This window comes from Chitinophaga qingshengii, assembly GCF_014529935.1.
Lineage (GTDB): Bacteria > Bacteroidota > Bacteroidia > Chitinophagales > Chitinophagaceae > Chitinophaga > Chitinophaga qingshengii.
The window spans coordinates 432,246-457,171 of the sequence record NZ_JACVFC010000004.1 but is presented as its reverse complement, the minus strand read 5'-3'; the positions used below and the strand labels follow the sequence as shown (position 1 = coordinate 457,171).

Below are 24,926 nucleotides of genomic sequence, written 5' to 3'. Positions count from 1 at the left end.
CCTGAAAGGTGGGCAAAGATACGGCATGAAGCGGGCATTTCACCCCCTGGAGATGTTAAAATATCGGTTTATGTCTACTTCCGGCATCAGCAGGGCGTTTCCAGCCAATACTTCTGTAAAATGAGCCGCCATAAAGGGCGCTAGCGAACAGCCTTTGGTACCGAGGCCGTTAAAGATACCTACAGCAGGCATTTCCGGATGCATCCCTATCATCGGACGGCGGTCATTCCCGGAAGGACGCACGGCGGCCAGCTGGGTCTCCACGGTATAAGGCACCTTCAGCAACTGCTGCAGACTTTTTTCCAACACCTCCCGCTGCCTGCCGGTAGGCAGGTCGTCTGTATAATCCCATACAAAAGAAGACCCCGCCCAGAACAACTCCGGTCCATACGGCACCAGCGTGATGCTCTTTTTGATAATATCAGCCGTATGTAATCCTGGCACCCGCACCATCAGCACCTCGCCCTTGTTGGGCAGAAAGGTAAGCTTGCTGAACCAGGGATTTTTCGCCGTCGCCATACCATCACAGAAAATAATTTTCTTCGCAGCAATATCACCGTAGCGTATGCCCGTTGCCGTTACTTCCAGCGCAGACAGCTCCAGGTGCGTTTCCAGCAAAGCCCCCATACCGGCCAGAAATTGCCGCCAGGCCGGTAACAGCTCCCGCAGGTTGACGGTGGCGCCCTTTACGATCGCTGCTCCATACGGCTGGTCCAGTATATCTTCATACTCCGGCTGCTCCGGTAAGGAGGTATACTGCCCTCCGCCGGCTTTCTTCATAAAGGCATCATACATCTGTTGCGAAGGGAACACATTCCATAAGCGCCGCTCCGTAAGCACCGGCACCTGTAATATATCCGACACCTGCTGATAAGCATCCCGGGCAAACGGATAAATGGTATCATACATCCATGCCGGCTCAAACCGGCGGCCAGACACCGGGTTGATAATCCCCGCCGCCACACGCGATGCACTGTTGAACTTCGCATCATCGATCACCAGCACCTTTTTGCCCGCCTTCCATAACGACCAGCTCAGCATAGTGCCTGCAATCCCCTGTCCTACAATGATATAATCTACACTTGTCATACGCTTTTCTGAAGATGTAAAAATAGGGGATAAAAGTTGAAAGCCCGTCCGGTAGTACCAGACGGGCTTTCAACAATATATCTGCGAAACTTATTCCACTACTTTCACATTCAGTCCTTCGCTATGCGCGCTGAACTCCGGCGCATACATACACTGGGCCGTACTGATGCCATTGGAGAATTTACCCTGATGTGTCACGAACAAGGCATATTCAAACACATAAGTACCTTTAGGCAGATAACTGAAGAAGAAATCTGTAGAGGCGTCTTTAGTGCTTTCATAATAGCTGAGGCCATTCTGCCATTTGGCACCGCTCAGTACATTTTGCGGCTCAAAGCAGGCGGCGCGCATGTCTTTCAGATGGATGTATTCCATGGTCCTGTCGGCACGCAACACGATCCGAACTTTGACTTTGTCCCCCACTTTCAACTCATTGCCATCGGCAATTTTAGTGAGGACGGGGCCTTTATCGGAAGCCACTTCTTTGTACAGCTCTTTTTCCAGTACCAACGGCGTTTTAGCGGAAGTGATTTTATCCAGCTCCTCAAAATATTGCCAGTAAACGGCGCCCCAGGTGGGTTGACCTTTGCTGTCTTTCACGGTTACTTTGATATTACCCATCTCTGGTTTCACCGCTTTCGCTTCAATCTGTTGTTTGAAGTAACCCGTACCGGCTTCGGTGGACTGCTGTTTGCTGCTAACCGTTTCCTGACCCAGACGGATCGTTACTTCCGGATTGGCAGTGAGCCAGTTGCTGCCTTGCAGCAGCATAGCGTAACATGCATCGGCGGTAGCTTTGGTGGTGCTCCAGTTGTTGGTCTGTTTGTTTTTCAGCAACCAGGTTTTCATATCGGCAACGGCTGCATTGTCTTTACCAGCTACCTCAAAGGCCTCTATCAACAGGGATTGAGTTTCTATCGGCGCTTCGTGCCAACCATAACCGGCTACTACATCTTTCCAGTACATACCCATTTCCGGGTTGTTGATCGCATTTTCTTTCAGCGATTTCAGGATAGCGGCAGGCGTGGCTTTATCACCTTTTTTGAACTGGCTCAGGGCAATCATACCTTGTGTATATCGACCCATTTTAGTCCAGTATGCTTTTTGTTGAGCAGCGTAGAAGTCAAACGCTGGCTGCATTTCCTTGGGAACCGGACGGTCAAAGAAGCTGCGGGCGTACAGGTATTGTACCTGTATCGCGTTGATCTGCTGCTTTTTCAGGTCAGCCTTTGCTTTGAGCAGCTGGTGATAATCTTTGTCAAGCTGAATATCCAGGTATTGCATGGCTTTGTCGGCGATGCTGGCAGCTACCGGATCTTTCGCGGCAGTCAACTGTTGCAGGTGACCGATACCCGCCAGGATGTACTGGGTAATATAACGGTCGGACCACATACCGTTGAACCAGGGGAAAGAGCCGTCTGACTGTTGTTTGGAAGCCAGTTGGTTCAACGCTGTTTTTCTTTCCCGCTGCATGCGTTGCAGATCAAACAGCAGCGCGATGTTTTTCTTTTGCTGCGCTTCATTCTTCGCTTCCAATACCCATGGTGTTTGTTGCAACAACAGGGATTTCAGTTCTTCATTTTTCTGCAGGTTGCTCAACAGAGCAGCAGTATCCGTGGTTTTCCATCTTTCAAAAACCTTTTGAATACCTGGTACCGTGTTGGCAATATGGGTAGCCAGCGCATTGGCATAATAGCGGTTAAATACCTGTTCGGAACAATCATACGGATATTCCATCAGGTACGGTAACGCCTGTACGGCGTACCAGGCCGGGTTGCTGGTGTATTCTACGGTGATGCCCTGCTGGCGCAGTGTGGAAGACTCCCCGGATTTTGCCAGCTTATCGAAGCTGAAGCTATGTGTGCCATCACCACGCACCGGCAGCGGCAGGGCTTCTGTTACCAGTATGGAATTGGTGAGCACCGGCAGTGCGTTTTCCTCTCCATCGCTGTAGTTGCCCGACTGTGCGGTAACGCGGTACAGTAACGCGCTGGTGAAGTTGTTCGGCACCTGCAACTGGAAGGTTACTACAGTGCTTTGTCCTGCTTTAGCCGTGAAATGCTGTACCGGGAAGATGTTCTGGAACCAGCCATCTACCGGCTGCATGGTAGCAGCATCCAACAGTTCCAGGTGAGCTTGTCCGATCAGCTGTGCGTCTGTCAGGTTGCTCACTTTGGCGGTGAAGTCAATTTTATCACCGGCTCTTACGAAACGCGGTGCGTTGGGCACTACCATCAATTGTTTCTGTGTAACGATGCTGGCGTTTACACTACCGAAAGCAGCGTCTTTTGTATGGGCCAATCCCTGGAAGTTCCATTTGGTGAGGGCTTCCGGCATGGTGAATTCAAAAGAGACGTTGCCGTTTTTGTCGGTGCGTAGTTCCGGCAGGAAGAAAGCAGTTTCCCGGAAGTCCTTTCGGAGTGCGACATTGCCGGCGTTGTCCTGTTTTTGTGGTGTTTCTTCGAGCTTATCGGCCACTGCTTTAGCATCAATGGATTGGACTTCTCTCATTCTCTCGTCTTTGGCAAGCGGTGCTGCCGGAGATGGAGGCGCTGCTGCTGACATCGCCACGCCAGCAGCCCTGCCAGCTAAACTCCTTTTATACATCACCCTGTTTTCAGACATTCCCCAGCCGAAGAAATCGAGCGCATCATAGCTTTTTTCCTTAGCGGCCAGTCCTTGTTTGTCTGTCTCAAAATAATACTGGGAAGTGATCATCCAGAAGTTGTTCTGGCCATTGTACTCATTGTTGCCATAAGGCATAATGGTTGGATAGATGTCCGGCGTGCTCCAGTGGTGCGGTACAAAGGCATCCAGCGATGCGTCGTACATAGAAGCCAGCATTTCAGTGGCTGCTTTTTCGCCTTTACTGCCAGCTATTTCCACGCTCCATTTTTCTTTTTCACCAGGCAGCAGTTTATCACGGTGGGTACCTATTTTGATATCCAGCATTTTATTATCCCAGGGAATGTTGATCTGTTCCCGGGTGGCGAATACGCGGTTATCTTTTACAAAAACATACTGCAGCAGCATACCGCCTCTGTCCTCTTCGGTAGCGTTGTAATCCAGTTGTTTTATACCGCTCAGGGTGAAATTAGAACGTTGAGCAGATTGGTTCACACGGGTAAGGCTCTGTAATACGTACAGGTCCTGCGCAGAAGATCCCAGCAGCACCGCTGCTTTTTTACCGGGTTCTGTGCTGTCAGCCGGCTGATAGGCCCACAAATAAGTGGGCGTAGCCAGTGTTTTGGCCTTAGCGTCTACCAGTTCAAATACAGCTTTCTGTACCACCGGTTGACCGTTTTTATCGGTAGCACTTACCACCAGCTCATAGTAACCGGGAGTTAATTTTTTAGTATCGATCGCTACTTCGCCGTTGGCAGTGCTGGTGAGCTGTTGTTCCCATACAGCCTGTTTACGGGCCCAGTTCTCCTGTTTGTCTTCATTATCATAAATATCCGCAGGGAAATCCTTGATATAAGCAGCTTTGGAAATCACGAACTGGTCGGCCTGTTCCCAGTAGCGGGGACGCAGCAGGCGTTTGCCCGGCTCCAGTGGTTGCAAGGCCACTTTGATGGAGGCGGGTTCAAAAGTACCATTCAGGTTACGGGTAGCGATGTAGGCCTTTTTCAGGGCTGATGCTTCCGTTTTTTCCGGTACGCCGACGCTGATCTCCAGGGACTGGTAACCGGCGTTGATAGTTTGTTCGGCACTGCGTGTTTCGCCGTTCAGGTCTGTCACATCAGCGGATACCACGTAGGTGAAAATCGGTTTGTGATCGGGAGACACCGTTTTATCTGCCAGCAGCGGGAAATTTACCGTGAAGTGTCCGTTCTCATCGGTAGTGGTTTCACCATGGGCAATTTCGCGGGAAGCGGTGGTAGGCAGATAGCCTCTGAACAGCCAGAGATAAGGGTAACGGGTCCTTCTCTCTACGCGGTATTTTACGATAGCGCCGTTAATGTTATTACCGGCATAGGCCAACGCTTTGGCTTTGGCAGTAACGGTTTCGCCTAAACGATAACTACCTTTCAGCGTATCAAATTCTACATAAAACTTAGGCCGTTTGTATTCTTCCACGCGGAAAGACTGACCACCATTATTTTTACTGTCCCGCATAGAGTAGATACCATTCAGACGGCCTTCCGGCAGTACAAACTTGCCGGAGAAAGACCCGAACTCGTTGGATGTCACTACAATCGAATCTACCTTTTCGTTATTGACATCGTACAGGGTGAGGGTCGATTTCAGACCCGCTACTACTGTGCTGGTATTTTTACCCGCTTCATGCTGCAGTACAATTCCTTTGAAATAGAGGGTTTGACCGGGACGATAAATAGCTCTGTCGGTGAACAGGAACAGGCGCGATTTCTTTTCTGCCTTGTTATCTGTATTGTAGTTGTAGAGGTAGTTATAATCATCCAGGAACAGCATATCTCCCTGGCGTTCCCATTTCAGGCGCACAGAGCGGTTGGTATTCTTTGCACTTAATTCAGCGCTGCCATCCGCACCGGTAACGGTAGATTGCAGCAATGTCCATTTCTCCTGGCCGTTTTGGTATTCCTGGGAATAGGCGGATAGTTTAGTACCTGCCAGCGGTTTGCCACTGCTGCGGTCCAGCGCTACGAAGCGGGTATTGCTTTCCAGGTAGCTGATATTGGAGACCCAGCTAAACTGCACTGCCATGGGATTTTCTTTCAGATCGAAGCCGGATTTGGTGCTTGCCAGGACAATGTAATGTCCGGCGGGCAGGGCATCGATCTTAATTTCCGCCGCATGGTGTTTATAATCTTTCGGGTCGGGGAGTGTTTGTTCCCAGGCTTTCAGCGGTTTTTTGCCCAACAGCAGTTGCCAATAGCGGTTTTGCCGGTCGCGGTAATCATTCTGCGCCGCGCGGAGCGTAGCCATAAAGGTTTCGTCTACCGCTAATACACGCAGGTATATTTTATCAGTGTTTTTATATTTCACCAGTGTCCGGAAAGGAAGCGATGGGATGTTTACCTTCTCCGTTACCAGTTCAAGCGCCTGCGATTGGATCTCTCTCAGCAGGTTGTGGCAGTCCACTGCGCCTTGGGTACCGGGGCCTTTTTGGATAGCCTGTTCACATATTTCTTTGGCCTTTTTCAGGTCGGCAGTAGTGTCGGGTTTCTCACTGTTGTACAATGCGTTGCCGATGTAGGTATTGGCCAACAGGGCCAGTACGCCGGTCACTTCTTTTTCGCTGTTATAGGCAGTAGCCATCTGTTCCAGCGCCTTACGGTATTGTTGTGTTTTATCTTCTGCCAAAGAAATCTGCTGCATGTATGCGATCCTTTCCAGGTCAACATCGAGCAGGGCGGCTTTATCATTTTCGTGCAGGCGTATCAGTTGTTGCAGCAGCAGGATAGCCTGATATTGCAGGGAGGACTTATCGCTGGCGGTAAATTCGTGCCGGGCGAAGGTGGCGGCCGGCGCAAAGGCAGCCGGATCGTCGAGTTCAAACTGGTTCACCGGTTTGGTGAGGGTATTTTCGCCGGACTTATAGTAATCCAGGGCGCGGTGGGCCAGCAGGTCGAACAGCACGGGGCGAAGCCGGCGGGTGTTGGCACCTTTCACCAGGATGGGATCAAATTCTCCTACCGGTGTTTTTTCCAGGGTGGCTTTATCGGCCAGGGAAGCCTGGTAAGCGGCGGTAATCTGGCTGTGGAGATAGTCCAGGCTCCAGGAGGTGAGGTCCGGACCGGCTTTCTCTTCCGCGATAGCGGTACGGTTATAGAACCGGTACCGGTTATTGCGGAGATAATTCAGCAGTATTTCGCCTTTGATGCTTTGCAGGATGGCTTGTTGCGCTCCGGCAGCCGCCGCAATTTTCTGATTGATTTTTTCCAGATTCTGTTGGATACTGCTGTCGCTCACCTGGTCGGTATACTTCATCTGGTAGATGAGCGCTTTGAGTTGTTGGGCAGACAGTTTGTCCTTCACCGCCTGAGCGTAGATCCGGTCCGCTTCTTCCTGCGCCGATTTAGGCAGTCCCTTCTCTTCCAGGGCGGTCACTTTCTTCCAGGCATTGTCATAATAGGTCTGAGCCATCACGCTGTTGGTTAAGAATAAAACAATGAATAATGAGAGGCATAAACGCATATATATCGCTATTTACGGGTAAGTTAGTCTTTTTGTACAGGATGCAGGTATTACACAGGTTTCCACAATGGGGGTTAAAAAAAAGGTGAAAAGTGATGGGGGACCCGCTTCACTTTTCACCTTTTCAAATATATCAGGCTAAGCTGATTAAGCCATTGCTGTTTTTTTGCTCAGCACTTCAGCCATGGTTTTACCGATGTTAGCAGGGCTTTCCACAACGGTAACGCCACATTCAGCCATAATTTTCATTTTAGCGGCAGCAGTATCTTCGGCACCACCGATGATCGCACCGGCGTGGCCCATACGGCGGCCCGGAGGCGCTGTCTGGCCGGCGATGAAGCCTACCACTGGTTTAGTACCGTATTCTTTGATCCAGCGGGCAGCTTCTGCTTCCATGCTACCACCGATTTCACCGATCATGATGATACCGTCGGTTTCAGGATCGTTCATCAGCAGTTCTACCGCATCTTTAGTAGGGGTACCGATGATCGGGTCGCCACCGATACCGATAGCGGTGGAAACACCCAGACCAGCTTTAACTACCTGATCAGCAGCTTCGTAAGTCAGGGTACCGGATTTAGATACGATACCGATTCTGCCTTTTTTGAAGATAAAGCCAGGCATGATACCTACTTTTGCTTCTTCAGCGGTGATAACACCGGGGCAGTTAGGCCCGATGAGGCGGGTATTGGACCCTTGCAGGAAGTTTTTCGCCTTGATCATGTCCTGAACAGGGATACCTTCCGTAATACATACTACCAGGGCAATACCGGCTTCGGTAGCTTCCATGATGGCGTCCGCGGCGAATGCCGGCGGTACAAAAATGATAGACACATTAGCACCGGTTGCTTTTACCGCGTCAGCCACGGTATTGAACACCGGGCGCTCGAGGTGGGAAGTACCGCCTTTACCGGGCGTAACACCGCCTACAACCTGAGTTCCGTATTCGATCATCTGTGTAGCATGGAAAGTACCTTCTGTACCGGTAAATCCCTGCACGATCACTTTGCTATCCTTATTAACTAAAACACTCATCGCGCTTGTTTTATTGGTTTATTATTTTATATGTTTCTTCTTTAGGTGCGGCAAAAATAAGCCGATTTCCATAAATCTGCAATTTAGTGCCTTTAAGATAAAGCTACCAAATGCCGGAACCTACTTTTTACCGTCCCGTTTCAGCTGTTCGTCCAGGTGCTCCTTCCATTTACCATCCTTAAACATATCGAGCTGGCGCATTTCTTTGGCTTCCCGGAGGAACTCGGAGGCAAAAATAAAGTCGTTGAGCTGCTGATCCTTACTGAATACAATGTCTTTATTGCTCCCCTCCCATTGTTTCTGCCCCTGATACATATATACAATGTGGTCGCCGCTTTCCATTACGGTGTTCATGTCATGGGTGTTAATAACTGTGGTGATATTGTATTCCTGGGTAAGCTCCTTGATCAGCTGATCTATCAGCAGGGAAGTCTGAGGGTCCAGGCCGGAGTTGGGTTCGTCGCAGAACAGGTATTTGGGATTCAGTACGATAGCCCGGGCAATCCCCACCCTTTTTTTCATCCCGCCGCTGATTTCCGCAGGGAATTTTTTGGCGGCATCTTTCAGCTGCACCCTTTCCAGGCACTCCTCCACCCGCTTCTTTCTCGTTTTTAAAGAGTCTTTGCTGAACATTTCCAGGGGGAACATCACATTTTGTTCTACCGTCATACTGTCAAACAGGGCCGAACCCTGGAACAGCATACCGATTTGCTGGCGGACTTCCTTTTTGGCGTGGGCATCCATGGCGGTGAAGTCCTGGTTATCATACAGGATAGTACCGGTATCTACTTCCATCAGGCCCACGATACACTTCATCATGACAGTCTTACCGCTGCCGCTGGAGCCGATAATCAGGTTAACCTTACCGGACTCCATAACGGCCGAAACGCCTTTCAGTATCTTCTTATCTCCAAAGCCTTTGGTTATATCTTTCAGTTCAATCATGATTACAGTAATATAGCCGTTAATGCGTAGTCCATAAATAATATCAGTACGCAGCTCACTACCACAGCGGTGGTGCTGGCCTTACCGATTTCCAGGGCGCCGCCCTGTACATTATATCCATAATAGGCCGACACACTGGCAATAATAAACCCAAACGTATAGGATTTAGCCATGGCGAAAAATACGTTATAAGCCTTAAACTCCTGTCGCAGCCCCATCATAAATTGTTCGCCGGAAAGTACGCCGGACAGCACCCCTGCTTCCTTACCACCCCAGATACCCAGGAAACCCGCGATGGCTACCAGCACCGGAATCATCAGCGTGGCCGCCAGGATTTTAGGCATGATCAGGTACCCTTTGGTATTGATACCCATGATCTCCAGCGCATCTATCTGTTCAGAGATACGCATATTCCCCAGCTCTGAAGCTATTTTGGAGCCGATCACCCCGGCCAGTACAATACTGGTAAGGGTGGGCGCAAATTCCAGAATGATGGTATCCCGCACAACCTGTGCAATGGTGCTTCTAGGAATGATAGGACTTACCAGCTGGTAAGCGGTTTGAAGGGTGGTAACCCCACCCATGAACAGGGAGATGATGAATACTATCCCGAACGACCCTACGCCAATATCTACACACTGCTGCATAAACTGTTTCCAGTACAATCGCATGTTTTCCGGGCGGGAAAACATGCCTTTCAGCATCAGCAAAAAGTTTCCAAAGTGATAAAAGAATCTGAATTCCATAGCTGGTCAAAGATATGAATGATTTTGCCAATCAGATCCGAATTTAAGATTTTATGGTACGGTTAACGTAAACTACCTACCAGTAAGCGTTTTAAACTACGCTCGATAATTTCACCCATGGTTTTGCACCGGGAAAAAACAGGATCGTGATAATAGGCTGCCAGTTCATCGCCCAGCTGCTGCACCTTCTCAGGGAAAGATACCCTGTCGGTCATAATCACATCGCGCAGGTCTTTGATACGGTGGCGCTGTACCTTCAGCCTGCGGGCTATCAACGCCCGCTCTTCCTGCTGGTACTGCTTTACTACTTCTGCATTGAGGTGTTTCATAGCCAGTTCCACAAATACCCGGTTCTCCTTGAAGAACTGCGGCATATACAAGGTGCGCCGGCCTTCATAAAACTGCTGGTCGAAGTCAATAGCCCGGATACGGAATTGTACATCATCAAAATCCGGGGTGATATCGATAATAAAATTATAGGAGCGCATGTCACCCAGCAGCCGCACAAAACAACGTTCGTTGAATTTCACAAACTCCTTGGCAATACGTTTGGGGTTAAAATCCAGGCGGTCCAGGTAATGCAGGATAAACTGATCGCCCGGCACCCCGGCAATATGTTCTTCTACCAGTGTGTTGCCATCAATCAGGAAGTTCATCCAGTAGGGCGACAGGATATGTTCCAGCTCCAGGCCATAGATACGGGATGCATCCGCTACCTTGATGTAGAAATAATCATACACCTCGTTGTAGTTATTGACGATTTTGATGCGGAAAGGATGGGAATTACCAAAAGTGCAGTAGTCGATGCGTTCTATATGCAGGTGTTCTTCCGCGGTCTGATCACCACCCGCTTTCAGGATGGAGTAAATCCGCTTCAGACCGGCATGTATAGGTCCCATCATACTTTGGGAGTAAAACACGGTTTCCCACAGGGTATCTTTACCCTCTTTGTCATATACGGAAATGGAATGCTCATAATAGCGCAGTTCCTGATAGGTTAGTGGCAGCTTCACTTCCCGTTCGTACAGTTTAAGGTATTTACGGAAAGCCTCGTTGATCGGGAAAAATATCTTCTTTTTGGAAATTGACTGCATCACGCAAAGGATAATAAGATAATAGTAAGAACGCAAAGGAGCGGAAATCTGCCGCGAGATCGCATTTAACCAATTGCTATAAAGTTAGTCACTTTTTATAAAAGAAAAGGAGGGGAAACCACCTGTTAATCTACCAGGTGATCTCCGCTCCTTTGCGTTCTTAACTATTATAAAATTTGTCTTATTATCCTTTGCGTGACTTCTTTTTCGCCTCCTCTTTGCACTCGGCTACCTTGCGGCATTTCTCCTGAGCGTCTACCACGGCGATGTTCACCATGTTAACGATCTGCCTTACCGTGCTACCCAGTTGCAGGATGTGCACCGGTTTTTTCATACCCAGCAGTACCGGACCGATGGCGTCGAAGCCGGCCACTTCCTGGAGCAGGTTGTAGGCTACGTTACCGGCGGTGAGGTTCGGGAAGATCAGGGTATTCACTTCCTCGTTCATCAATTCGGTAAACGGATAGTTGTCTTTCAGGATTTCTTTGTTGAAAGCCATAGCAGCCTGGATTTCACCATCTACTACCAGTGACGGTTCACGTTGTTTCACGATTTCGCGGGCCTTAGCTACCAGCTGGGCTTCCGGCGTTTGGCTGGAGCCGAAGTTGGAATAAGATAACATGGCGATACGCGGGGTGATATTGAAGTGTTTCACTTCTTTGGCCACCATCAGGGTGATATCAGCCAGTTCTTCAGCGGTAGGATTAAAGTTTACGGTGGTATCAGCCAGGAACAGCGGACCGCGTTTGGTATTGATGATATACATACCCGCCACACGTTTTGCACCTTCTTCCATACCAATTACCTGCAGGGCCGGACGGATGGTATCTGGGTATTTACGGGTAAGACCGGAAATGAGGGCATCTGCTTCACCGGTTTCCACCATCATGCAGCCGAAGTAGTTACGTTCGCGCATGATTTTGCGGGCTTCGTAATGGTTAAAGCCTTTACGTTTGCGTTTTTCGAAGAAGAGGTCGCCAAACTGGTGGCGTTTTGCCTGCATTTCGTCGCTTTTCGGGTCGATGATCACCACATCATCGATTTCGATGGAGTTTTCCAGCATGAGCTGACGGATGCGGGCCTCATTACCCAGCAGGATCGGGAAGGCGATACCTTCGTCGTTCACTACCTGTGCAGCTTTCAGGATTTTTACGTTGTCGGCTTCCGCAAACACCACCTTGCGGGGATCGCGGCGGGCTTTGGTACCGATTACCCGGAACAGCTGGTTGTCCAGGCCCAGACGGTTGTTGAGTTCCACTTTATAGGCTTCCCAGTCGGTGATGGGATTGTGCGCTACACCGCTTTCCATGGCAGCTTTCGCTACGGCAGGCGCCACGGTGCTTAACAGGCGTGGGTCCAGCGGTTTAGGAATAATATATTTAGGTCCGAAAACGATGTTTCTTTCGTTATAGGCCAGGTTCACGATATCCGGCACGGGAGATTTGGCCAGTTCGGCAAGCGCCCTTACAGCGGCCAGTTTCATGGCTTCGTTGATCTGGGTAGCTCTCACGTCCAGCGCACCACGGAAGATATAAGGGAATCCGAGTACGTTGTTAACCTGGTTAGGATAATCGGAGCGGCCGGTAGCCATGATGATATCCGGACGAGCGGCAATTGCAGTGTCGTAGGCGATTTCCGGGTCAGGGTTAGCCATCGCAAATACGATGGGATTTTTTGCCATGCTTTTAATCATCTCCGGCGTTACCACGTTACCTACAGAAAGACCGAGGAATACGTCGGCGCCTTTCATGGCTTCCACCAGGGTGGTTATTTTGGAAGTGGTGGCAAACTGCATGTGACGCTCAGTAAGGTCGGTACGGGATTTATTCAGTACGCCGTCCTTATCGAACAGGATGAAGTTTTCCGGTTTGGCTCCCAGTGCCACGTACAGTTTCACACAAGCCATGGCAGCGGCGCCGGCACCGTTTACCACTATTTTAACTTTGTCAACTTTTTTCTTCACCAGGTCCAGTGCGTTGAGCAGTGCGGCCGCAGAAATGATGGCGGTACCGTGCTGATCGTCGTGCATCACCGGTATTTTCAGCTCTTTACGCAGCCTGTCTTCGATTTCAAAGCACTCAGGGCTTTTGATATCTTCCAGGTTGATACCACCGAAGGTAGGTTCCAGCGCTTTTACAGCCGCTACGAAGCTATCCGGATCTTTAGTATTCAGTTCAATATCAAATACGTCGATATCAGCGAATATCTTGAACAGCACAGCCTTTCCTTCCATCACCGGTTTACCCGCTTCCGGACCGATATCGCCCAGGCCCAATACAGCGGTACCATTGCTGATAACCCCTACCAGGTTGCCTTTGGCAGTATATTTATAAACATTTTCTACATCTCTGTGAATCTCCTTGCAAGGTTCCGCTACGCCCGGAGAATAGGCCAGTGAAAGGTCCCATTGAGTCTTAGTATCTTTCGTAGGTATTACTTCAATTTTGCCCGGCCTTCCCTTTGCATGATAGTCCAACGCATCCTGCTTATTCAGTTTTCTTGCCATATAAAATATAAAAGATTGTTATTGGGCGTGCAATATACGAAGTATTACACTATACGGACTATCAAAATCCGCAGTCAGTTATCAGATATTGCACTTTTCAACCACTAAATTTGCTTACTTTTACCCCGTTAAACATTCACAAATATCATGATACAACGTATTCAGAGTCTTTACCTGCTGTTGGCTGCCGGAGCCGGAGCCGCCACACTGTCATTTAACCTGTGGACAGCCAAGCTGAGCAATGGAACCGCCATATCCGTCAATGCCTCCAGCAATTACCTGTTATTCGTGCTGTACGTGATCATCATCCTGTTAGCACTTTTCTGCATTTTCCTCTTTAAAAAGAGAAAACTGCAATTCCGCCTCACTATTTTCAATATCCTGTTTGCCTTTGCTGCACTGGGTTACACCTATTACACGGTAAAGGAAACGGGCAACAAATTTGCCGCCAGCGGGACACCGGTAGCCACCGGTTCGTTCCAGTTCCCGGCATTTCTTCCGGTATTGATGATCATACTCCTTTTTATGGCCGCCAGAGGCATCTATAAAGATGAGAAACTGATCAAATCACTGGACAGACTCAGATAAACACACTTCAATATAGCCCAACAAAAAGAGAGGACTGATCATCACTGACCAGCCCTCTTTTTTATTGGATATTTTTCATCTCTCTCAGAGAAATTTAGCGGTATAACTTTCCTTCACTTTTTTCAATCCTTCCGGCACGCCTGTATACAACAGGTTTCCGCCGCCGGCGCCGCCTTCCGGCCCTAAATCAATCAGCCAGTCGGCATTGCGGATCACATCCAGGTTATGCTCAATCACCAGTACGGTATGGCCCTGGTCTATCAACGCATTGAAGGAATCCAGCAGTTTTTTGATATCATGGAAATGCAGGCCCGTAGTGGGTTCGTCGAAGATAAACAGGATTTTCCCCTGTGCCTTGCCCTTACCCAGGAAAGAAGCCAGTTTCACACGCTGCGCCTCGCCACCACTCAGGGTATCGCTGCTTTGGCCCAGTTTCACGTAACCTAAGCCTACATCGCTCAAAGGACGGATCTTATTACATACATCCTTTTCATCTTTGAAGAATTCCAAAGCCTCGTCCACACCCAGTTCCAGCACTTCGTAGATATTTTTGCCCTTGTAGGTCACTTCCAGCACTTCATCCTTAAAACGTTTACCACCACAGCTTTCGCACAGCAGGTGTACGTCTGCGAGGAACTGCATTTCAACGATCACTTCTCCTTCTCCTTTACAAGCGTCGCAACGGCCGCCGTCTACGTTGAAGGAAAAATGTTTAGGCTGGAAACCACGCATTTTGCTCAGCGGCTGCTTCGCATACAGGTCGCGGATTTCATCGTATGCCTTGATATAGGTAACCGGGTTGGAACGGGAAGATTTACCGATCGGGTTCTGGTCCACCATTTCTATCTGGGTGATATCATCCACCGCGCCTTTCAGTGCTTTGTGGTATCCCACTCTTTCCGCAAACTCGCCTTTCAGTTTCATGAGGGCAGGGTACAGGATCTGCTTTACCAGCGTGGTTTTACCTGAACCGCTCACACCTGTCACCACTGTCAGTACTTCCAGCGGGAAATCCACGGTAATATCTTTCAGGTTATGTTGACGACAACCTTCGAGCGTGATGGCTTTTTTCCATTTACGCAGTTTCAGCGGCGGCTCTATCCGGAGGTTGCCGCTCAGGTATTTACCAGTAAGGCTTTTACCATCTTCCAGTATTTCCGGGTAGGTACCGGCAAAAATCACTTCGCCGCCCAGGTGACTGGCCAGCGGCCCCATATCGATGATATAGTCGGCCTCCTCCATGATCTGTTCGTCGTGTTCCACAATCACCACGGTGTTACCCAGATCGCGCAGCTCTTTCAATACCTTGATGAGGCGGTGCGTATCGCGGGCATGCAGACCAATGCTCGGTTCATCGAGAATGTACATGGAGTTGGTCAGGTTACTGCCCAGGGTGCGGGTCAGTTGAATACGCTGACTTTCGCCACCACTGAGAGTATTAGCCACCCTATTGAGCGTCAGGTATCCTAACCCTACATCCAGCAAGGTTTTCAACCGGTGGTTAATTTCAAACAGGATACGTTTGGCTACCTGTTGGTCGTAGTCGTTGAGTTGCAGGTTATCGAACCAGTTTTTCAGGTCGGCCACCGGCATGTCTACCAGCCGGGCGATATTGCTGTCGCCCACGCGGATATACAGCGCTTCTTTCCGTAAACGGCCGCCGCCGCATTCCGGGCAAACGGTACGTCCGCGGTAGCGTGCCTGTAATACGCGGTATTGTACTTTGTAGAGATTTTGCTCTACCATTTTGAAGAACTCATTCAGGCCGTAGAAGTGTTCGTTGCCGGTCCACAGCAGCTGCACCTGTTCATCCGTGAGGTCTGCAATCGGTTTGTGCACGGGGAATCCGAACTTACGGGCTACTTTGATCAGCGCTTCCTTGTATTCGCCCATTTTCTCGCCTCTCCACGGCGCCACGGCGCCTTCAAAAACGCTCAGGCGTTTGTCGGGGATCACGAGATCGGCATCGATACCCAGCACCTGGCCGAAGCCCTCGCAGGTAGGGCAAGCGCCGTAGGGATTGTTGAAGGAAAAAAGATTCGGCACCGGTTCCTCAAACTGGATACCGTCCAGTTCAAAACGGTTAGCGAAGTGGGTCATCTCTGTACCGTTCACTTCTACATTACAATCGCCTTCTCCTTCGTAAAAAGCGGTTTGAACGCTATCGGCTATACGGTGTTTATCGTCTTCTTCAAAATCTTTGACAACCAGCCTGTCTATCAGCACCCATGCATCCGCGGGCACAGCCGGTTTCTTTTGTTCCATCAGTTCTTCGATGCGCAGCAGGCCGTTGCCTCCGGCTGATGGAGCATACAAACGGGAGAACCCTTTCTGCATCAGGATATTCAGCTCCTCTTTCACATCGCGTTTTGCATGCCGGCGGAAAGGCACCAGCAGCAATACTTTAGCGCCGTGTTCGAGTTGACTGATATAGTCCACTACATCCGCCACTTCATGTTTTTTCACGAGCTGGCCGGACACGGGGGAATAGGTTTTCCCGACGCGGCCAAACAACAGGCGGAGATAATCGTAGATCTCCGTCATAGAGCCTACGGTAGACCGGGGCGTTCGGGTGATCACCTTTTGTTCTATCGCGATGGCCGGGCAGATGCCTTTAATATAGTCCACATCCGGTTTGTTCATCCGCATGAGGAACTGGCGGGCGTAGGAGCTAAGGCTTTCCGCGTAGCGGCGTTGTCCTTCCGCGTAGAGAGTGTCCATGGTCAGGGAGGATTTTCCCGAACCGGAAACGCCGGTCACCACCACCATTTTATTGCGGGGGATGGAGACGCTCACATTCTTGAGATTGTGGACCCTGGCGCCTTTTATGAAGATACTGTCCTGCGGGTTAACCTGCTGAGGATCAATGATGGTTTCTTTTTTCTTGAGTTTTGTTGCCATGACAGAACAAATTTAAGGGAAAAGATGTTAGTTGAATAGTAAATGACGAGTGAATTCATTCACAGAAAATTAACCGGAACAACAAACCCCAAAATGGCTAAAAGCTAATCTCCAAGGGCTGAAAAGCTATTTTTAATATTTGTTTTATTGAAGTATTCTTTTATATTTGCATAGAACGTTTTCTATACCTTGGAATTGTAACAAAATCTTTAACGCTTAAAACTGCTCATTATCGCCTAAACTTTACGCTAATTAAACAACCAACAGGCTGTAAAATCTGTATTTATTTACTAACCCGTTCTAGTTGTAGAAGTTTATGCAAATAATGTACAAATTGTGCGACGAGCAGTTGATTACCCTTTTTAAGAAAGGCCACACTTCAGCATTGGAGGAATTGGTTCACCGTCATAAAGACAAGGTGTACACTTCCATATTGTTGCTTGTGAAGGATTCCTTTCTGGCGGAAGATATTTTCCAGGATACTTTCATCAAAATCATCGACACGATCCGCGCTGAACGCTATACCGAGAAGGGGAAATTTTTACCCTGGGCGATGCGTATTGCTCACAACCTGTGTGTAGACCACTTTAGAAAGATCAAGCGGACGCCGATGATCAAAACCGGCGACGATAAAGATATTTTCGATGTACTGGGCTTCAGCGACAGCTGCGTGGAAGATAAGATCATGACCCGCCAGAGCCACGATCGCGTTCGGATCATGCTGGACATGTTACCGGAAGAGCAACGCGAAGTAATCATCCTGAGACATTATGCAGAACTAAGTTTTAAAGAAATTGCAGATCTCACGCAAGTGAGTATCAATACCGCCTTGGGTCGTATGAGATATGGCCTGATCAATCTCCGGAAGATGATGACGGAGAAGCAAATTTGTCTATGAACGACCCTTTTTTTTGCTTGCCAGCAGCGGGCGGCCGGATGTAATGTCCGACCGCTCGTTATTTTTAAGGCTATCCCTTAACACTTTTCAAAGATCATCGCGGCCCCCTGTCCTACTCCCACACACATGGTAGCAAGGCCATAGCGCGCTTCCGGCCGGCGTTTCATTTCATGCAGCAAGGTAGTGGTAATACGTGCCCCGCTACACCCCAGGGGGTGGCCGATTGCGATAGCGCCACCGTTTACATTCACAATATCAGGATTCACGCCGAGGTCGCGCATACAGGCCAGCGCCTGTGATGCGAAGGCTTCGTTAAATTCCGCCAGCTGTAGCTGACCAATGGTAAGGCCTGCCCGTTGCAAAGCCTTTTGCGTAGCAGGTACCGGTCCTATCCCCATGATAGACGGGTCTACTCCCGCCACCGCCATAGAACGCACCATCGCCAGCGGCCGGAGGTTAAAACGTTTCAGTGCATTCTCCGACACTACCATCACCGCTGCCGCGCCGTCGTTGATACCGGAGGAGTTGCCGGCCGTCACAGAACCGTCTTTCGCAAAAGCCGGGCGCAGGCTGGCGAGTTTTTCCAGGGTGGTTTCCCGGGGATGTTCGTCCTGGGATACCAGCACCTGTTCTTTACCGGCAGTAACCTGCAGCGGGATAATTTCATCATTCCAGCGGCCGGCTTTTAATGCCTGTGCGTATTGTAGCTGGCTGCGGAGGGCGAAACGGTCCTGTTCTTCTCTTCCGATTTGCCATTGCCGGGCAACGTTTTCCGCAGTTTCCCCCATAGAATAAGGGTGATGCAGCGCCGCCAGCTGCGGATTGGTGAAGCGCCAGCCGATGGTGGTATCAAATATTTCTGCTTTGCGGCTGAAGGGACCGTCGGCTTTACCCATGACAAAGGGCGCACGGGTCATGCTTTCTGTACCACCAGCCAGGTATATTTCGCCGTCGCCGCACATGATAGCCCTGGAGGCGTCCATAATCGCCTGTAGACCGGAAGCGCAGAGGCGGTTCACCGTATTGCCACCCACCGTTACCGGCAGACCGGCCAGCAGGGCCGCCATACGAGCTACGTCGCGGTTATCTTCGCCAGCCTGGTTGGCGGCGCCGGCAATAACGTCTTCAATGGCGGCAGGATCTATGGAAGGGTTCCTGTCTATCAGGGCTTTCAGCACATGGGCCAGCATATCGTCCGGGCGGACGTTACTCAGCGCGCCACCATAGCGGCCTATCGGCGTACGTACTGCATCTACAATGTAAGCGACTTGCATGTTGATCTGTTGGTTTATCTGCAATATAAAACTCTTTTTTACTTCCGGCAGACAGCGGGAACGCCGGTCCCATGGGGATCTATATATCACAAACAATTGATTCACAACATTTTAATCATCAGCCTATATCTTTTTAATTGATTATCAATCGAAAAGATGATAACAGCGGGTTAGAACGCTATTTTACCTATCTTTGCAGATGCTTTCCGACTGCCGTAAGGCAGCCATTTGCTCATATAACGGTCAATAATGAAGTCTGACAAGAAAAATATCCGGCACTTAAGTCTGCCAGCATTACAAGAATATTTCGGGTCTATAGAAGAAAAGGCCTTTCGTGCAAAACAGGTGTATGAATGGCTTTGGCTGCGTCATGCGACCAGCTTTGAGGCGATGACCAACCTGTCTAAAGATCTGCGTACCAAGCTGGAGGACAACTTTGTGTTGCCGGCGGTACGGGTGGATGCCACCCAACACAGCAACGACGGCACTATCAAGAGCCGTTTCCGCCTGCATGACAACCACCTCGTAGAAGGGGTGCTGATTCCAACGGATACCCGTCAAACTGCCTGTGTATCTTCCCAGGTAGGCTGCAGCCTCAGCTGCAAATTCTGCGCTACCGGTTATATGGACCGTAAGCGTAACCTCGATTTTGACGAAATATACGACGAAGTGGCCCTCATTAACCAGCAGGCCCTGGAGCATAACGGAAAGAAGCTGACTAACATCGTATTCATGGGCATGGGCGAACCCCTGCTTAACTATAAAAACGTACTGCAGAGCATTGAGCGGATCACTTCCCCCGATGGCCTGGGCATGTCTCCCAAACGTATCACCGTATCTACCGCCGGCGTGGCTAAAATGATCCGCCAGCTGGGCGATGACCAGGTGCGTTTTAACCTCGCCCTGTCCCTCCATGCCGCCAACGATAAGAAACGCAGCGAAATCATGCCGATCAACGATTCCAACAACCTGAAGGAACTGATCGCCGCGCTGAACCATTTCTATAAAGCCACCGGCAACGAAATCTCCTTTGAATACATCCTTTTCAAGGACTTCAATGACAGCAAACAGGACGCTGACGAACTGATAAAAATCTACCGTCAGGTGCCTGCCGACCTGGTGAATATCATCGAGTACAACCCGATTGACAATGCCCGTTTCCAGAAACCCGACGCTGAAAAGGCCGAGGATTTTATGGAATATCTCGCCAAAAACCGCGTGAATGCGAGGTTGCGCCGGAGCCGTGGTAAAGACATCGACGCTGCCTGCGGACAACTGGCCAACAAAGGTTAATCAGTACAAATAAAAATATCTATGGGCCTTGCATGCATGGCCATCATTTAATAATAATTTATGAAGAAAAAACAACCTGCTAAGAAGAGCCCGGCTCCTTTTAAAGGAAGAAACACAGACAAACCGGCAGCAGGCAACCGCAACCGCTCCTCCTTCGATGGCGAAAGGCCCGGAAGAGCATCTGCAAAAGATAATGCAGGAGAAGCTCCCACTCAACGGAAACGCATATACGGCAATGACGTTCGTAAACGCGCTTCCGATAACGATGAACAGCCCATCCGTAAAAAATCCTTTGGCAAAACCGATGAGGGTTTTAACAAAGACGAGCAAGCCAGTCCCCGCAAACGCAGCTTCGGCAACGGTAAACAACCCGTGCGCAAAAACGCTTCCCGGGATGAAAACACCGGGGACGATAAGCCAGGTTTCCGCAAACGTACCTTCGGTGATAAAAAACCTTTCCGGGATGAAAACACCGGAGATGATAAACCAGGTTTCCGCAAACGTACCTTCGGTGATAAAAAACCTTTCCGGGATGAAAACACCGGAGATGATAAACCAGGCTTCCGCAAACGTACCTTCGGCGATAAAAAACCTTTCGGTAAAAAACCGGCCGATAACTATACCCGAAAAGATGAAAGCTCCTTCCACGGAGATTTCAATGATTCCAAAGGTGGTTCTAAAAAGGAAACACCCAGTGGCTTCAACCGTAAAAAATTCTTTGACCGCACCAACGACCGTTTTACTGATAAACAGGAAAGACGCATGGCTTCCAAAACCGGAGGCAAAAGCCGCCCTGAGTTTGGCCGTCATAAAAAAAGTCCCAAAGAAGACGCTGAGAACATCGGCAACACTGATTTTTCCAGGAATAAAAAAGAAAACAAAGAAAGCAGCTTCGCTCCCGGCGAAATGCCGCTGAACAAATACATTGCCCACTGCGGCCTCTGCTCTCGCCGTAAAGCGGTGGACTTTATCAAGGAAGGTAAAGTAACCGTTAACGGGAAAGTAGTACTGGAGCCGGCTACCAAAGTGACCGGCGCCGACACTGTAACGCTGGCGGACAAAAAAATCAACCTGACCAAAAATCTGATGTACATCCTGCTCAACAAACCCAAAGGGTTTATCACTACCACGGAAGATCCGGAAGGACGTAAAACCGTGATGGACCTGATCAAGGATGCTACCGGTGAAGAAAGGGTATATCCGGTAGGCCGTCTGGACCGCAATACTTCCGGATTGTTGCTGCTCACCAACGATGGTGAACTGGCGCAGACACTGGCTCATCCCAAACACAATATCAAAAAGATATACCAGGTAGAACTCGACAAACCGCTTACCAAAGCCGACTTTGAACAAATCGTTGCCGGGCTTACCCTGGAAGACGGCGTAGCCTACGTAGATGCGTTGGGTTATGTAGATCCCAAGGACAAAAAGCAGATTGGTATTGAGATCCATAGCGGTAAAAACCGTATCGTCCGCCGTATTTTCGAGCACCTCTCCTATAATGTGGAAAAGCTGGACCGCGTGATGTATGCCGGCCTCACCAAAAAAACGTTGAACCGTGGCCAATGGCGTTACCTCAACGAAAAGGAAGTGATCCTGCTGAAACATTTTAAAAAATAACTGGTGCGATTACAAGAGCATATTTTACTGGAAACACCTGATTTTGTGGTGGTGAATAAGCCGTCCGGCATGCTAACGCTGCCGGACCGGCACGATAATGAGCTGACGTCTTTGATAGCGGTGATGAAAAAAGCATACGGGGAAATCTTCACCGTGCACCGGTTGGACCGCGACACGAGTGGTATTATACTGTTTGCCCGCAACGAAGCAGCCCATAAATATTTCTCCCAGCTGTTTGAAAGCCGCGATGTAGAGAAGTATTATCTGGGACTGGTGCATGGAGAACCGAATCCGCCGAAGGGTTCTGTGAATGAAGGCATTATGGAACATCCTGTGCAGAAAGGCAAGATGGTCACCAACCGTAAAGGCAAAGCCTCTCTCACCGACTATGAAGTGTTGGAGTCTTTTGGTCTGTACAGCCTGGTGAAGTGGCGGATCCATACCGGCCGTACCCACCAGATCAGGGTACATATGAAACATCTCGGTCACCCGATTGCAGTAGATGAGTTGTATGGCAGTGCGCAACCGGTGTTGTTATCATCCATCAAGAAAAAGTTCAAGCTGGGTAAGCATACTGAAGAGGAACGTCCGCTGTTATCCCGCCTGGCGTTGCATGCTGCCATGCTGGTGTTCAAAGATCCGTCTGGTAAGACTTATACCGTAGAGGCGCCGCTGCCGAAGGATATCAGTGCGGTGGTGAATCAATTGCGGAAGCAACGGTAATCATTTAGGGATTTTGGGATTTTGAAATTTCTGGATTTTGGGAATCCGGAATTTCGGATACCATGAAGGATGAAATAGGACAGAAGTTTTTTTGGTTTAATACTGGCCCGTTGGCATTATGCCGGCGGGCTTTTTTGTTTATCTGAAAGTAGTCACGTGGCGGGAATGAAAGAACTACTACGCCGAAACACAAATATTAAAATTTCAAAATATGAAAATAAAAAAACGGGGAAAAATCCCCGCTTCGTAAAAATCAAAAACCAACCATTAAAAACTCTTATCATGAAAAACCGGGACCTGGTGGTGTAGTAGCCCGGCTTCCTGTTGTGTCGTTTTTTACTTGTTAGGCTGTGGTGTTGTTCTCAGATAAGGCTTAATAATTTTATGCCCTTTCGGAAAACGTTCCGGTATATCAGCGGTTGCCACTGCAGCTGTCACTATTACATCTTCTCCGTCTTTCCAGTCAGCCGGTGTTGCCACGCTGTATTTGGCTGTGAGTTGCAGGGAGTCGATCACGCGTAAAACTTCGTTGAAGTTCCTGCCGGTAGAAGCCGGGTAAGTGATGGTCAGTTTTACTTTTTTATCCGGACCGATGATAAACAAGGATCTTACTGTAAATGTTTCTGAAGCGTTCGGGTGGATCATACCGTAGAGGTTGGCCACTGTTTTGTCTTCATCTGCAATAATAGGAAAAGTTACGTCACAATGTTGTGTTTCGTTAATATCTCCTATCCAGCTCATATGTTTATCCAGCGGATCTACGCTGAGTGCCAGCACTTTAACGTTTCTTTTGGCAAATTCGCCATTTAATAAAGCCGTTTTACCCAATTCAGTTGTACAAACAGGGGTAAAATCAGCAGGATGAGAGAAGAGTACGCCCCAGCTATCGCCGAGATATTCGTAGAAATCTATTTCCCCTATTGTGGTCTTAGCTTTGAAATTGGGAGCAGTATCGCCCAGTCTTAAACTCATAGTTTCACAATTTACTTGATCAAAAATAGCATTTTCCTACAAAAATTATAGACTTTAAAGGAACTTTTTCTCTTTTTTATCGCTTTTTTTTAAGAACTGGATAAACAGGGGTTGATAAGTGTCATTTTTTTAATCTCATTCTCATTTCGTTCTCATCTCAGCGAGTCCGACCGGGCACCCTCCTGGTATGAAAACCAGGGAGGGCAGCAGATGGGGTACCGGTAGGGATGGTTAGGGGCAGGCCGCGCACATTAGTTGGCATACTCAGCCTGCCCTTCGGGGGTAACAATGGATGAGAGGGGTTAAACACTACAGATGAATGGCTAGGTCATAAATAGGTTTTTGGGGTCAACAAACAGGGGCAAACAAACAGGATTCAATCAACGGGATTTAATGGAACTAACAAACAAGGATACTTCGTAGGTTAAAGGGACAATGGACGGGGTTTTACAAACATCCGGATGAAAAACGGGGTTCTCACTCAGGATGATCAGAAAGATGGAGCTGCCAGGCATAATAAGCCGTACTAAAGCTAAGATCGTCGGCCAGGCCGGCTTTTAGACGGGCAGCTTCCTCTTCCAGGTCTATTTCAATAAATCCAAGGTACAGGTCAAATTTGGCGCGGAGGGTATGCAGGCATTCCTCCATTTTTTCCGTCAGGGCAGCACGCGCCGGCGGAACCGGAGGGGTTACCGGCATCACTACCACTTTCTGGATAAAATAACAGGCATCATCCGCACAGATCTCCCATTCATGGTGTTCCGGCCTGCTCATATAAAAAGCCATGTTATCAAAAACCACGGCGCCACCCAGCTCTTCTTCCAGATCAATCAGTTCAGGCACCTGGTGCATCGCTTCCAACCGCTTCACAATGGTCATTTGTACGGCATCATTTTTCTCCTGGCTGTACCTTAACATTGTATTCATTACTTCATAAGTAGTTACAAGATCACAAGGATACCACACGCCATCCTGCTGCACATGACCCCATAATGTCAGATAGTTGGAATCGTCCATAATGATTTGGCCCACTGAAATGGCCTGCATTTGCATAGTTGCTGTTGCTGTATGTGTTTTACTCATAACTATCAGCTTTTGATAACAATACAAAGCTACCTGCTC

16 protein-coding genes are annotated in these 24,926 nt (G+C 49.1%); 5 read left to right on the top strand and 11 right to left on the bottom strand.

The annotated features are described in order from the left end of the window. Nucleotides 1-39: 39 nt before the first annotated feature. From ICL07_RS26320 to ICL07_RS26290, 7 genes are all read right to left on the bottom strand, one after another. Nucleotides 40-1,089, bottom strand: coding sequence for an NAD(P)/FAD-dependent oxidoreductase (locus tag ICL07_RS26320; RefSeq protein ID WP_188091041.1), 1,050 nt, complete (start codon nt 1,087-1,089; stop codon nt 40-42). Nucleotides 1,090-1,179: 90 nt separating this feature from the next. Beyond that, nucleotides 1,180-7,158: an alpha-2-macroglobulin family protein gene (locus ICL07_RS26315; protein ID WP_188091040.1), complete on the bottom strand. Its 5,979-nt coding sequence runs from the start codon at nt 7,156-7,158 to the stop codon at nt 1,180-1,182. A gap of 198 nt (nt 7,159-7,356) precedes the next feature. Further along, a complete protein-coding gene (gene sucD / locus ICL07_RS26310) occupies nt 7,357-8,244 on the bottom strand; it encodes a succinate--CoA ligase subunit alpha (RefSeq protein WP_188091039.1) in 888 nt (295 codons plus the stop codon). 120 nt (nt 8,245-8,364) lie between these two features. Next, a complete protein-coding gene (locus tag ICL07_RS26305; RefSeq protein ID WP_188091038.1) occupies nt 8,365-9,189 on the bottom strand; it encodes an ABC transporter ATP-binding protein in 825 nt (274 codons plus the stop codon). Nucleotides 9,190-9,191: 2 nt separating this feature from the next. Further along, nucleotides 9,192-9,935: an MlaE family ABC transporter permease gene (locus tag ICL07_RS26300; RefSeq protein ID WP_188091037.1), complete on the bottom strand. Its 744-nt coding sequence runs from the start codon at nt 9,933-9,935 to the stop codon at nt 9,192-9,194. A gap of 62 nt (nt 9,936-9,997) precedes the next feature. After that, nucleotides 9,998-11,029, bottom strand: a complete 1,032-nt coding sequence (locus ICL07_RS26295; RefSeq protein ID WP_188091036.1) for a hypothetical protein — start codon at nt 11,027-11,029, stop codon at nt 9,998-10,000. A gap of 184 nt (nt 11,030-11,213) precedes the next feature. After that, nucleotides 11,214-13,535, bottom strand: coding sequence for an NADP-dependent malic enzyme (locus ICL07_RS26290; RefSeq protein ID WP_188091035.1), 2,322 nt, complete (start codon nt 13,533-13,535; stop codon nt 11,214-11,216). Nucleotides 13,536-13,682: 147 nt separating this feature from the next. Here ICL07_RS26290 and ICL07_RS26285 point away from each other — a divergent pair, with 147 nt between their 5' ends. Continuing rightward, nucleotides 13,683-14,123 (top strand): DUF4293 domain-containing protein, encoded by a 441-nt coding sequence (locus tag ICL07_RS26285; RefSeq protein WP_188091034.1) that lies wholly within the window; start codon nt 13,683-13,685, stop codon nt 14,121-14,123. Between the two features lie 84 nt (nt 14,124-14,207). Here ICL07_RS26285 and uvrA read toward each other — a convergent pair whose 3' ends face one another. Continuing rightward, entirely contained in the window at nt 14,208-17,024 is a 2,817-nt protein-coding gene (gene uvrA, locus ICL07_RS26280; protein ID WP_188091033.1) for an excinuclease ABC subunit UvrA, read from the bottom strand. Nucleotides 17,025-17,349: 325 nt separating this feature from the next. Here uvrA and ICL07_RS26275 point away from each other — a divergent pair, with 325 nt between their 5' ends. Further along, nucleotides 17,350-17,922, top strand: coding sequence for an RNA polymerase sigma factor (locus ICL07_RS26275; RefSeq protein WP_188091032.1), 573 nt, complete (start codon nt 17,350-17,352; stop codon nt 17,920-17,922). Nucleotides 17,923-17,999: 77 nt separating this feature from the next. Here the strand turns inward: ICL07_RS26275 and ICL07_RS26270 are convergent, their stop codons facing one another. After that, entirely contained in the window at nt 18,000-19,196 is a 1,197-nt protein-coding gene (locus tag ICL07_RS26270; RefSeq protein ID WP_188091031.1) for a thiolase family protein, read from the bottom strand. Between the two features lie 249 nt (nt 19,197-19,445). Here ICL07_RS26270 and rlmN point away from each other — a divergent pair, with 249 nt between their 5' ends. Genes rlmN through ICL07_RS26255 form a run of 3 tightly spaced genes read left to right on the top strand, consistent with a single transcriptional unit; the run spans nt 19,446 to nt 22,832 of the window. After that, on the top strand, nt 19,446-20,489 hold the full coding sequence (gene rlmN, locus ICL07_RS26265; protein WP_188091030.1) for a dual-specificity RNA methyltransferase RlmN: 1,044 nt from the start codon (nt 19,446-19,448) through the stop codon (nt 20,487-20,489). Nucleotides 20,490-20,549: 60 nt separating this feature from the next. Then, the gene (locus tag ICL07_RS32505) at nt 20,550-22,109 is read left to right on the top strand and encodes a pseudouridine synthase (protein WP_246485171.1); all 1,560 of its coding nucleotides are present in this window, start codon (nt 20,550-20,552) and stop codon (nt 22,107-22,109) included. Nucleotides 22,110-22,112: 3 nt separating this feature from the next. After that, the gene (locus tag ICL07_RS26255; protein WP_188091029.1) at nt 22,113-22,832 is read left to right on the top strand and encodes an RluA family pseudouridine synthase; all 720 of its coding nucleotides are present in this window, start codon (nt 22,113-22,115) and stop codon (nt 22,830-22,832) included. 336 nt (nt 22,833-23,168) lie between these two features. Here the strand turns inward: ICL07_RS26255 and ICL07_RS26250 are convergent, their stop codons facing one another. Both ICL07_RS26250 and ICL07_RS26245 read right to left on the bottom strand, forming a co-directional pair. Then, a complete protein-coding gene (locus ICL07_RS26250) occupies nt 23,169-23,804 on the bottom strand; it encodes a peroxiredoxin (RefSeq protein ID WP_188091028.1) in 636 nt (211 codons plus the stop codon). A 477-nt stretch (nt 23,805-24,281) separates the two neighbouring features. Continuing rightward, nucleotides 24,282-24,887 (bottom strand): hypothetical protein, encoded by a 606-nt coding sequence (locus ICL07_RS26245; RefSeq protein ID WP_188091027.1) that lies wholly within the window; start codon nt 24,885-24,887, stop codon nt 24,282-24,284. Nucleotides 24,888-24,926: the final 39 nt, after the last annotated feature.